Annotated in this window: 12 protein-coding genes and 1 pseudogene; 7 read left to right on the top strand and 6 right to left on the bottom strand. The window is 62.1% G+C overall.

The window, feature by feature from the left end; genetic code table 11:
• The first annotated feature begins 9 nt into the window (after nucleotides 1-9).
• Nucleotides 10-486, top strand: coding sequence for a hypothetical protein (locus AC1RJY_RS14620; protein WP_498602606.1), 477 nt, complete (start codon nucleotides 10-12; stop codon nucleotides 484-486).
• A gap of 9 nt (nucleotides 487-495) precedes the next feature.
• On the opposite strand, the gene AC1RJY_RS14615 is transcribed toward AC1RJY_RS14620, so the two are convergent.
• The gene (locus AC1RJY_RS14615) at nucleotides 496-1260 is read right to left on the bottom strand and encodes a sirohydrochlorin chelatase (protein ID WP_210063480.1); all 765 of its coding nucleotides are present in this window, start codon (nucleotides 1258-1260) and stop codon (nucleotides 496-498) included.
• On the opposite strand from AC1RJY_RS14615, the gene AC1RJY_RS14610 reads away from it, so the two are divergent.
• Both AC1RJY_RS14610 and AC1RJY_RS14605 read left to right on the top strand, forming a co-directional pair.
• The gene (locus tag AC1RJY_RS14610; RefSeq protein ID WP_011775732.1) at nucleotides 1261-1932 is read left to right on the top strand and encodes a trimeric intracellular cation channel family protein; all 672 of its coding nucleotides are present in this window, start codon (nucleotides 1261-1263) and stop codon (nucleotides 1930-1932) included.
• 13 nt (nucleotides 1933-1945) lie between these two features.
• Nucleotides 1946-2368 carry a hypothetical protein gene (locus tag AC1RJY_RS14605; protein WP_210063478.1) on the top strand — a complete coding sequence of 141 codons (423 nt, stop codon included), beginning with the start codon at nucleotides 1946-1948 and terminating at the stop codon, nucleotides 2366-2368.
• Between the two features lie 77 nt (nucleotides 2369-2445).
• On the opposite strand, the gene AC1RJY_RS14600 is transcribed toward AC1RJY_RS14605, so the two are convergent.
• From AC1RJY_RS14600 to AC1RJY_RS14580, 5 genes and pseudogenes are all read right to left on the bottom strand, one after another.
• Nucleotides 2446-2907, bottom strand: coding sequence for an endonuclease domain-containing protein (locus AC1RJY_RS14600; protein ID WP_498602684.1), 462 nt, complete (start codon nucleotides 2905-2907; stop codon nucleotides 2446-2448).
• Nucleotides 2908-3183: 276 nt separating this feature from the next.
• Nucleotides 3184-3327: pseudogene (locus AC1RJY_RS14595) on the bottom strand (hypothetical protein); the annotation flags it as partial.
• Between the two features lie 446 nt (nucleotides 3328-3773).
• Nucleotides 3774-4877 (bottom strand): polyprenyl synthetase family protein, encoded by a 1104-nt coding sequence (locus AC1RJY_RS14590; RefSeq protein ID WP_011775735.1) that lies wholly within the window; start codon nucleotides 4875-4877, stop codon nucleotides 3774-3776.
• 9 nt (nucleotides 4878-4886) lie between these two features.
• The gene (locus AC1RJY_RS14585) at nucleotides 4887-6230 is read right to left on the bottom strand and encodes a geranylgeranyl reductase family protein (RefSeq protein WP_210063477.1); all 1344 of its coding nucleotides are present in this window, start codon (nucleotides 6228-6230) and stop codon (nucleotides 4887-4889) included.
• Between the two features lie 29 nt (nucleotides 6231-6259).
• Complete coding sequence (locus AC1RJY_RS14580; protein ID WP_011775737.1) at nucleotides 6260-7021, bottom strand: demethylmenaquinone methyltransferase; 762 nt, start codon at nucleotides 7019-7021, stop codon at nucleotides 6260-6262.
• 91 nt (nucleotides 7022-7112) lie between these two features.
• Between AC1RJY_RS14580 and AC1RJY_RS14575 the strand changes: the two genes are divergently transcribed.
• The 4 genes from AC1RJY_RS14575 (at nucleotide 7113) to AC1RJY_RS14560 (ending at nucleotide 11126) form a co-directional block, all read left to right on the top strand.
• Nucleotides 7113-8468 (top strand): isochorismate synthase, encoded by a 1356-nt coding sequence (locus AC1RJY_RS14575; RefSeq protein ID WP_011775738.1) that lies wholly within the window; start codon nucleotides 7113-7115, stop codon nucleotides 8466-8468.
• Between the two features lie 158 nt (nucleotides 8469-8626).
• A complete protein-coding gene (locus AC1RJY_RS14570) occupies nucleotides 8627-9424 on the top strand; it encodes an ABC transporter substrate-binding protein (protein ID WP_011775739.1) in 798 nt (265 codons plus the stop codon).
• Between the two features lie 104 nt (nucleotides 9425-9528).
• Nucleotides 9529-10320, top strand: a complete 792-nt coding sequence (locus tag AC1RJY_RS14565; protein WP_011775740.1) for an amino acid ABC transporter permease — start codon at nucleotides 9529-9531, stop codon at nucleotides 10318-10320.
• A gap of 11 nt (nucleotides 10321-10331) precedes the next feature.
• On the top strand, nucleotides 10332-11126 hold the full coding sequence (locus AC1RJY_RS14560; RefSeq protein WP_014922492.1) for an amino acid ABC transporter ATP-binding protein: 795 nt from the start codon (nucleotides 10332-10334) through the stop codon (nucleotides 11124-11126).
• The last annotated feature ends 317 nt before the right edge of the window (nucleotides 11127-11443 follow it).

Genomic DNA, 11443 nt, shown 5'->3' with positions numbered 1-11443 from the left:
GCTTCCAGAATGACGCAAGGAACCACTTCACAGGACACTTTCGAATCGACTCGAGAACTCGAGAGAACCATTGCCGAGACGATGTGGTCTATTCGTCCGACAGATGTGTCCTGGGATTCACTGGTATATGTCCACAATCAAATAGGTGGGCTGGGCAGCTCCATCACCAAGATCTTCCATCAGGGAGCCGTGATCGATCGTAGGAGCATCGTCAAAGAAGTCGCATTCACAGTCGACGATCTTCGAGAAGCAATGTACAAGCCTGGCAAGGGCTCTTGGCTTTCCATGACCCTGACCGTCACGCCAGCCGGAAATGGCTGGGAAGCCGACTATAACTACACAGAAAAGCCCGTTTGGGAACTCGGCGAACCGGTCAACGACACGTACGCCCAAGAGCTATACCTCTTCCCCCGCGACGAGGAGCACATCCCCGACTGGTTCCGCGAAGAAGTCAAGAAGGCCACTTGGACCCCGGAGGATGCCTAACCGCTGTGGTCAGCGGCTAGCCAACACTGCGTCGTACCGTTCCAGCGCGATCTCCGCCAACACAGGAGACGGCAAAAGCGGTGCAGCCACAATGTCCGCGCCCGCTTTGGCCAACTGGTCGTGGAAATAGCCGGTTGCCAGCAGGTAGGAGGCAATGAAAACCCTGCCTGTCCCACCGTCTTCGGCGAGTTCGGCACGCAAGGAGGCGACGCCGTCGGGCACTGTTGGCTGGGCACTGGCGCCATAGGCGACGCGCACCTTGTTCGGCAGCAGCTCGGCGAGGAGTCGCGCCTGCTCTTCTGAATCCACCGAGCCGTCCGGAAGCGAGGATCCAGCGGCAGCCAGCAGCACGCCGTCGTTCTCGGTCAGTCCAGCCGCCCGCAAATGCGTGGCCAACAGCTCAGCCAGCCGCGGGTCAGGGCCCAACGGCCTTGCGGCCACTACCTCGGGCCGGGTCTTGATCGCTTTGGGCACGTCCACCTTGATGTGGAAGCCGGTAGAGAGCAAAAGCGGCACGACGACGGCGGCAGTCCCCTCCGGCAGGCCCTCCACCACTCCGCCCAGCTCCGGTTCCTGCACGTCAACGTACGCCTCAACCACGCGCAAGCCGGGGCGGAGGGTCTCAATTTCTGCCATCACACGGCGGATGGCAGCTTGGCCTTCGGCATTGCGGGTTCCGTGGGCGCAAGCGATCAAAACAGGGCTGTTCATGGGAGCTAGCGTAACGTTGAGCCAGCACCTGTTGTTAAGCACGTTAAGAAAGAACCAGTCCACTTGATTTCCTTTGACATTGTTCTTCTTTGGCTTGACCTCATCGGCGTGTTCTTTTTTGCAGTGTCGGGCTCGTTGTTGGCCGCCCGGAAGCAGTTCGACTTCGTGGGTTCCATACTTCTCGCGTCCATCGCGGCGCTGGGCGGTGGCGTGATCCGTGACATCGTGATCAACGCCGGTCCTCCTATCGCTTTCACCAACCCCGCGTACTTGGCCCCGCCGTTGCTGGCTGCGCTGCTGGTTTATTACCTTTTCTCGTCGGTGCAGCGTTTCACATCCCTTTTGACGCTGTTCGACGCCGGCGGCTTGGCGTTGTTCTGCATCACCGGCACCCTGAAGGCCATCAGTGCGGGCATGAACCCGGTGGCCGCAATCCTGTTGGGCGTCACCACGGGAGTGGGCGGCGGTCTGCTCCGTGACATCACGGCCAACGAGATTCCCACCCTGTTCAACAACCGCGATATCTATGCGCTGCCCGCCTTCGTGGGCGCGGGGCTGACCACGTTGCTGTGGCACCTTGGCCTGTTCAGCGGGCTTACGGCCTGTGTCATTGCCGGTGTTGTCTTCACTTTCCGGGTGACCGCCTGGCGCCGCGGCTGGTATGTCCCCCTGGCTGTGCGCGGATGGCATCGCGCAGGCACAGGTGGGGGCGCAATTTCGGGTGCCCGGGATTAGCTAGGATAAGAGCATGACTGACATGTTCCTCGAGAAGTTCCGCGCGCTGGTCCCAAAGTATCTCGAGGATGAATGGCAGGAAGAAGACGGCCTCACGCCGGCCGAGCTGGACGACGCCCTGGCCGATCACTCCTTCACCATCCCGCTGGTTCTGCGCGAGTTCTACCTTGCAATCGGTGGCTGCGAGGACCTCATGGAGGCTTACCACTACTTCTGGGACCCTGAGGAACTCGAAGTTGATGACGAAGGCTTCCTCATGTTCCTCGAAGACGAGGACGAGCAATTCACGTGGGGCTTCCGCACCGCCGATCTCAGCATCCCGGACCCCATCGTCTGGCGCCGCAACAACGCCCGCGGCCAGTGGAAGAGCGAAGAGGGCACGTTCTCCGAGTTCGTGTTCGACATGTTCGAGTGGGCATTTAACGACGAAGACTAACTTTCCAGGTTCGAGCAGCCTCTTCTCACCCATTCCGGGTTGGGAAGGGGCTGTTTTTGTTCCCCTCTCGCGAAGGATTACGACGGCGGTCGGCCGGCTATGTATCGGAACGGGCCGAAACGGCCGGTCTCCCGGTTGCGCAGAACCACCAGGACTTCGTCCACCATCCGCTGAGGGTGATGCACTACGTCTGCATAGTAGTAGTGCAGGGTCATGATTCCGCCGAGGATGCCTGCATTGTTCCGGTATTGGTCCTTCTTGACCTGTTTCCCCTCCAGGTGGGTGCCGCCGTCGAGTTCTACAATCAGGCAGTCTTCGATCAGACAGTCCACTTCTCCCACACCTGGTACGTCCACATGCATACGGACTCTGAGACCTGCCCGGGTGAAGTGTGTATGGGCCAACACCTCCAAGAGGGAGTCGGCACGAGGGAGAACCCAACCCACGATCTCGCGGACCTTGCCATTCCGGTTGCCGGGAAGCTTCGATCTCAGGAAATCCGTAGACAGGAGTGCTTGGCTAACTGCGCTCTGCACCATGACCAGTGCTTCAAGTTCCGGTAGGCACCTGAGGGAGTGGATCAGGACATCGGCTACCCCTGCAACTGGTAGATACGAGTGTGCCGGGTGCAGGCAGGCTCCGTGGTGGACTACACCACGTCTCGCTTGGCCCGTACTGCAGCTCAAATGGAGAGAGCCGGGGTCGCCAAGGGTCCAAAGCCGATAGAAGCGAGCTGCTGAAACGCAGGTAAGTAGGCCATCGGCTCGAAAGGCGGCAACGACGTCGGGGTCCGCTCTTCTTGACGTGTAGACGCCACGATGAAGGCGGGTCACTCGGCCGTCCCTGACTGCATTCGTGAGCATGCGGCGAGTAAAGCCTGCAGTTGTTGAGAAGTTCCTTATGTGGACAACTCCCGCGGGCCGCCACCACCTACTTTGAGGTCTTGAATGCAGCGACACACCCTGCGGCAGGCGTGTCCCGGGCTTCCCAAAGTCTGAGTAGGTGATGGAGGACCAACGCCGTCCTGTAAATCACGCTGCGTGAACGAAAAAACCATTGACGTGGAAAGTTGCATATATGACAGGATTGTCATAAGCTTTTCACGGATCCACTAAATGCCTCCGGTGGGTCTGATGCGAACGGAGATTGTGGTCCCGGTTCGGTGCAGCGTATGACTCGTAACGTTGCAACGAACCGGGGCCATTCCTTTTTAAACCAGGGTGGCGCCGAAACGGCTGTGCGGCCACCACCCACTTTGAAGCCAAGAAAGCCGGACACGCCGTAAAACGAGGGCCATGCAGTCCCCATTCCACCCAAAGTAGGTAGCAGCGGTGCACGAGTAGCCAACAAAAACAGGCGCCCAGCCCCTCAAGGGCCGGACGCCTGCGGCACAGCAAAGAGAAAACTAGCTGCTGCGGTCTACCACCGCGTGGGCGAAGTTGGTCAGGGACGCCTTCACAACGCCCTCGGGCAGCGGCTCCAGAGCCGCAACGGCCTCGGCGGACCACTGGCGGGCGATCTTCCACGATTCCTCGGTGACGGGGTGTTCGCGCAGACCGGCAACAACTTCAGCCAGGGCCTCGTCGGAGCTCAAGTCGCCGTCAACGAGTTCCAGCAAAGCAATCGCGGAGGCATCCCCTGCAGCAGCATCGCGGCGGAGTAGCAGGACAGGCAGCGTAGGAACACCTTCGCGGAGGTCGGTGCCCGGGGACTTGCCGGATTTGACCTTGACGCCGGTCACATCGATGACGTCGTCGGCAAGCTGGAACGCCACGCCAACCTTCTCGCCGTATTCCACCAGCAGGTCCTCGTAGGACTCGTCGGCACCGGCGAAGATCGCACCCAACTGACCGGATGCTGCTACCAGCGAGCCGGTCTTGTCTGCGATGACGGACAGGTAGTGCTCTACGGGATCTTCGTCTTCCCGCGGTCCAACAGTTTCGTGGAGTTGGCCAAGGCACAGGCGCTCGAAGGTACGCGCCTGAATACCCAGAGCACGGGAACCGAGCTCTGACACCAGGATAGAGGCGCGGGCAAAGATGAGGTCGCCGGTAAGGATGGCCACCGAGTTGCCCCATACTTCGTGGGCAGTGGGAGCGCCGCGGCGGAACGGAGCGGAGTCCATCACATCGTCGTGGTACAGCGTGGCAAGGTGTGTCAGTTCCACTACAACAGCGGCCTGAACAACTTCGGGGCGTGAAGCATCACCAAGGTGGGCGCACAGCAGGGTGAGCAGCGGACGGATGCGCTTACCACCAGCTTCCACCAGGTGGCGCGACGTCGCGTCAGCCAGGGGGTCCGAGTTGGAGATGGCTTCGCGGAGCTTCTTTTCCACCCGGGCAAGGTTGGTGGTGATGGCAGGGCCGAGCTCGGCATCACCGGCAATGGCGGCAAAACCGGCGGGCAGCTGGAGCCCCGTTGCGATCGCAGTGGTGTTGGGAGCAGGCTCAACAGTCTGCGGCAAGCCGTGTCCGGCATGCGTCCAGCTGTGTTCGGCAGAGTTCGTCACGGGTTAACCCTAACTAGTTGTTGCGGAAACCGCGGAGTCGGTGCCTACCGGCGTAAGGGCGCTGGCAGGGGAAGTGTTGGAGGTGGCCGGAACCAGCATCTCGAGGACCCGGATCACGCGGTCTTCGAAGCCTTTCGCGGACGGATCCGTGAGGTTCGCGAGCATTCGAACCACAAAACGCATAAGGACAGGAATGGGCATACCCGTGCGCAGTGCCAGTTTCATCACGGCGGGCTTCCCAATCAAGGAAGCGAATAGACGGCCAAGCGTGAAGTGCGATCCCCACTGGTCCCGAACATAGTCCGCATACCGCGAAAGGTGGGCATCGGCGTCGTGCGTGGACCAACCGGCGGAAGCCGAGCGCGACGAAGCGTCAATCAGGAACTCGGCCGCGAACCGGGCCGATTCCATAGCGTAGGAAATGCCCTCGCCGTTGAACGGGGACACCATGCCGCCGGCGTCGCCCAGCAGGAGCAGTCCGGGCGAGTAGTGCGGCGTGCGGTTGAAGCCCATGGGCAGCGCGGCGCCGCGGATCTCCCCCACCTGGTTTTCCGGCGTGAATCCCCACTCGGCAGGCATGCCGGCGGTCCATTCGCGCAGGACCTGCTTGTAGTCGAGCTTGCCGAACTCCTTGGACGAGTTCAGGATGCCCAGGCCAACATTGGACGTGCCGTCACCGACGCCGAACACCCACCCGTATCCGGGCAGCGGCTTACCGGACTTGCCGGGAAGTTCCAGCCAGCCTTCCATCCAGTCGTCGTCGTGACGCGGCGACGTGAAGTAAGTACGGACGGCGACGCCCAACGGACGGTCGTCGCGCTTGTGCATGCCCAGCGACACAGCGGTTCGCGTCGAATTGCCGTCCGCAGCGAGCACGACGTCGGCGTGGAAGTCGCGCGTTTCGCCCGTCTTTCGCCCGGACTCGTCCAGGATGGAAGCCCGGGCGCCAATGACGCGGCCGTCGTCCGCAGTCAACGCGGAGGTGACACTGTGGCGTTCAAGCACGACGGCGCCCGCGGACTGGGCGTGACGGGCCAGATCCTCGTCGAAACCGAGGCGGGTCCGGATCAGTCCGTACGTGGGAAAGTCGGCTACCTCGGGCCAGGGCAGCTCGATGGTGCGACCACCGGCAATGAGGCGAAGGCCCTTGTTGCGCCTCCACCCTTCCGAAACAGCGTGGGGCAGTCCGAGCTTCTGAATTTCGCGGACAGCGCGCGGAGTAAGCCCATCGCCACAGACTTTTTCACGGGGAAAAGAGGTCTTTTCCAGCACCGTGACATCGACGCCCGCTTGGGCGAGGTAATACGCGGCGGTGGACCCTGCCGGGCCCGCGCCAACAATCAGTACTTTCACGTCGTCCTAAATAAGCAGGCAGTACGAGGTCAGCCGGCCTGGTGGCGCGGCTTGATCTGGCGGCGAAGCTTTGCCACTGGAACACTTTCGCGGTGCTCGTCGGGCTTCTGCGCACGGTGCACGGCAACGATGCCGCCACTGAGATTGCGGTAAGTGATGTCCGTCCAGCCGGCATCGCTGAGCCACTGGGCCAGGTGGTCCTGGTCCGGCCAGGCGCGGATGGACTCGGCAAGGTACACGTAGGCGTCCGGGTTGGAGGACACCTTGGTGGCGATGGCGGGGAGGGCGCGCATCAGGTACTCGGTGTAGAGGTTGCGCCACAGGGGAACCACGGGGTGCGAGAACTCGGCAATGACCAGGCGGCCGCCGGGCTTGGTGACGCGCAGCATTTCCTCAAGGGCCTTGCGGGGTTCCACCACGTTGCGGAGGCCGAAGGAAATGGTGGAAGCGTCGAAGCTGTTGTCAGCGAACGGCAGGTTGGTTGCGTCACCGGCAATGAAGTCGATGTCCGGGCGGCGGCGCTTGCCCACCTTGAGCATGCCCAGGGAGAAGTCGCAGGCCACTACGTCCACGCCCGCGTCGGCGTAGGGTTCGCTGGAAGTTCCCGTTCCGGCGGCGAGGTCCAGGACCTTCTGGCCTACCTTCACATCCATGGCATCAACCACGATCCGGCGCCAACGCCGCGTCTGCCCCATGGACAGGACATCATTGACGACATCGTATTTTGGGGCGACATCATCAAACATCGTCGCAACTTCGTCCGGACGCTTTTCCAAGGATGCTCGGTTCACCCTGTAATTGTCTCAGACATTCAGCCGACTTTGCTGCGCTGTAGAAGTCGGCTCAGATTCTGGCTGCGCGCGGGAGTACTGTTGTTCCATCATGACGAGCACGCTCCGTACCTTGACAGTCCCCCTCGATGTCGAATCATCCTCCGGGGGGCTGCCGTCGTTTCTGGTGCGGGACGACGTCCTCTGCTGGTCCCGCCGCGAGGCCGGCCTGGTGGGCTATGGCGAACTGACCCGCTTCAACACCACAGGCCCCGAACGATTCCTTGAAGCCGACATTTGGTGGCGGCACCTCATTCTTGAGGCGGAAATCACGGATCATGTGGATGTTCCAGGCACTGGTCCGGTGGCTTTCGGCTCGTTCGCCTTCTCCAAAACCTCCCCCCACGTTTCCCGCCTGATCCTCCCCGAGCTTGTGGTTGGCATCCGCGACGGCCGCGCCTGGGCCACCCAGCTAACGTTCGACGACGGCCCCCTCACCGAGGCAAGCGTTCTCGCCTCGGTGGACCGCTGGCTGACCGAGCCCGAGCCTAACGGCGACGGTTCAGCGAGCGGAGGGCCCGACGTCGGACTCTCACCGGACGCTATTGCGGCGGACGGTTCCGCCGGTCACCTCAGCCGTGGCTCCTTGAGTGAGGCCGCTTGGATGCAGGCCGTGTCCAACGGTGTGGAGGAAATCCGCGCCGGGAAGCTGGAGAAGCTCGTGTTGGCGCGGGACGTCGTGGCCAACCTTCCCGAGGGCGTCAACGCCGCGGAGGTGCTTCGTCAGCTCGCCGCAAGGTACCGCGAATGCTGGACCTACGGCGTCGACGGACTGGTGGGTGCCACACCGGAAATGCTGATTCAGGTGGAGGGGCGCACCGCACAAGCGCGTGTGTTGGCAGGAACCTTGGATCGCCGTGATGCGGACGGTATGGACGGCTCCCCCATGGAATATGCGGAACGAGTCCTGGCCGGTTCGGAGAAGCAGCGGCACGAACATGAGATCGCCATTGATTCTCTGACGCGGCAACTGGCTCCTTTCTCCGAAGCGATGAATTCCCATAGCGAGCCCTTCATCCTTGAGCTGCCCAATGTGTGGCATCTGGCCTCCGATGTGAAGGCTGAGCTCGCGGACATCGAGGGTCACGTGCCCACGTGCCTGGCCTTGATCAATGCTTTGCATCCCACCGCGGCGGTCTGCGGAACGCCCACCTTGGTGGCCGGGGCTTTGATCCGCAAACTGGAACATCTGGATCGCGGACCCTACGCCGGGCCAGTCGGCTGGCTCGATGCTGCGGGGAACGGCGAATGGGGCATCGCACTGCGTGGCGCGGTCATCGAAGACGCCAACACGGTGCGCCTGTACGCAGGTTGCGGCATCGTTGAGGGCTCACAGCCCGAGGCGGAATTGGCCGAAACGTGGGCCAAATTCAGGCCGATGCTTGAAGCGCTGGGCATCAAGCGCTGAATCTGGGATTCCAGACAGGGCCGCTGCTTGCGGGGTTGATAAGTGGGTAAACTTGTTATCCAATAGTGAAACTTCGTTTCCTGTGATGCACATCTCACGTTCGGCGCTACACTAAAACCGACTCAGTTCAGCATCCACCGCAACAAAAGGTAAACAACATGCAGATCTCCCGTTCGGTTCTGTCCGGCACCAAGATTGCCGCCGTGCTCGCAGCAGGCGCACTGGCCCTGACCGCCTGTGGTGGTTCCTCCACCCCGGCCGCGTCCTCTGAGTCGGGCCTCAAGCTCATCAACGCCGGCAAGCTCACCGTATGCTCGGACGTTCCCTACGAGCCCTTCGAATTCCAGAAGGACGGCAAGATCGTTGGCTTCGACATGGACATCGCCGCCGAGCTCGCCAAGGACGTCAAGGCCGAACTCAACGTAGTGGACAGCTCCTTCGAAGCAATCGAGACCGGCACCGCACTGACCGGTTGCGACGTCTCCATCTCCTCGATCTCCATCACGGACGTCCGCAAGAACGTCATGGACTTCTCCACCCCGTACTTGGACGACGACCTGACCCTCGTGGCCACGTCCGCCTCCGGCATCGACAACCTCGATGGCGCAAAGGGCAAGAAGGTTGGCGTCCAGCAGGCCACCACCGGCGCCCAGTACGCCAAGGACAAGGGAATCGACGCCCAGCAGTTCGAAGACTCCGGCCTCCTGGTCCAGGCCCTCAAGGCTGGCACCATTGACGCCGCCGTCGGCAACCAGTCCGTACTTGGCTACGCCATCAAGGACGACTCCAACCTCAAGCGCGTTGAAGACTACGCAACGGGCGAGAAGCTGGGCATCTCCATCAAGAAGGGCAACACCGCCATGGCGGATGCCGTGAACGCCACGCTGAAGCGCATCACCGACGACGGCACGCTGAAGAAATTCGAGACCACCTGGTTCGGCGAAGCCACCAAGTAGTCCGAGCCCCGGCTCCTCCAAGATCCACGCAGGCGGGCCCCGAAACGATCTGTTGAAACGGTCCTTTCGGGGCCCCACCTGCGCAACATGAATGTGAGAACCCCATGGCAATGACTGCACGTCAACGAGCCAAAGTCAGTTTGTACGTCCAGGCCGGAATCTTTGTTGTGGCCGTGGCCGCCGTGATTATTGCCGTGGACTGGAAGACGGTTGGCACCAGCGTCTTCAACTTCGCCAAGATCGGCCCCATGTTCCCGGATATCTTCCTGGTGGGCCTCAAGAACACCCTTATCTACACTTTCCTGGGCTTTGTGGTGGGCCTCTCCGGCGGCCTCCTGCTCGCCCTGATGAAGCTTTCCTCCTTCCCGCTGTACCGCTGGCTTGCCACGGGCTACATCGAGTTCTTCCGCGGCGTTCCGGCACTGCTGGTCTTCATCGCGTTCGGCTACGGTGTTCCCTTGGCCTTCGGAATCCAGTGGGACGTCAACATCATCGTGATGGTTTCACTGGGTATGGTTGCCGCCGCTTACATCGCTGAAACCCTGCGCGCCGGCCTCCAGGCCGTGCCCAAGGGCCAGATGGAAGCCGCGCGTTCGCTGGGCATGCCTCACTGGCGGGCAATGGTGTCAATCGTCATCCCCCAGGCGTTCAAGATCGTTCTTCCCCCACTGACCAACGAGATCATCCTGCTCACCAAGGACTCCTCGCTGATCTACGTCCTGGGCCTCACCGCCTCCCAGTACGAGCTCACCAAGTTTGGCCGCGACGGCATCTCCAGCCTCGGCGCAGGCCTCACGCCGCTGCTTGTGGCCGGTGCCTTCTACCTGGTCATCACCATCCCCTTGAGCCTCCTGGCACGGAAGTTCGAAAGCCGCTCCGCGCGGACCAAGCGATAGGCAGGACAGTCATGAATAACTCCAATGGGAGCACGGCCACCGTTCGCGCCGCCGGCGTCAATATCAAGGATCTGCGCAAGTCCTACGGCAGCAACGAAGTTCTCAAAGGCATCTCGCTGACGGTCGAACCGGGCCAGGTTGTTTGCTTGATCGGACCTTCGGGTTCGGGCAAGTCCACCCTCCTGCGCTGCGTCAATCTGCTGGAGCAGCCCAACGCAGGAACCATCAACGTGGGCAAGTTCGAGGCCACTGACCCCGATGTGGACCTCAACCGGATGCGCCAGAGCGTCGGCATGGTGTTCCAGCACTTCAACCTTTTCCCGCACCTCAGCGTCCTGGACAACTGCACCATCTCCCAGATGAAGGTGCTCAAGCGGTCCAAGTCAGAGGCCGGGGACGTCGCGCGCCGCAACCTGGAACGCGTCGGCCTGGGCCATTTGGCAGACCGTTACCCGGACCAGCTCTCCGGTGGCCAGCAGCAGCGCGTCGCCATTGCCCGGGCACTGTCCATGGACCCGCAGCTCATGCTCTTCGATGAGCCGACGTCTGCCCTCGACCCCGAAACCGTGGGCGATGTCCTCGCCGTCATGCGCAAGCTGGCCCAGGAAGGCATGACCATGTTGGTGGTCACGCACGAGATGGGCTTCGCCCGCGAAGTTGCCGACCGCGTGGTGTTCATGGACGCCGGCGTTGTGGTGGAAGAAGGGCCTGCGGAGAACGTCATCAGCGCTCCCACCCAGCCGCGCACCAAGGAATTCCTGCGCCGCGTCCTCGACCCCACGCACATCGACGTGGTGGACGAGTAACCCTTTGTGGCACTAGCCGCGCACAGTCGTTAGCGCCACCGAAACGGGAGGGTGACACCCATATGGGGGTGTCACCCTCCCGTTTTTGCGTTCGACGCCCTTTCGCGCGCCCGGCGCACCCTTTCGCGCCCGGCGCACCCCTTCGCGCCATTCGCACCAGCGGCAACGGGTGCGAACAGCGGCAACGGGTGCGACCAACACACAACACACGCCCCGCACCACCCCGCACCCGCACACGCCCGGCGCACCCCTCGTTCAACCACGGCGCACCCCTTCGCGCCATTCGCACCAGCGGGAACGGGTGCAAACAGCGGCAA

Source organism: Arthrobacter sp. GW822-FHT05G07 (assembly GCF_058799755.1).
This window is presented reverse-complemented; position numbering and strand designations above follow the sequence as displayed.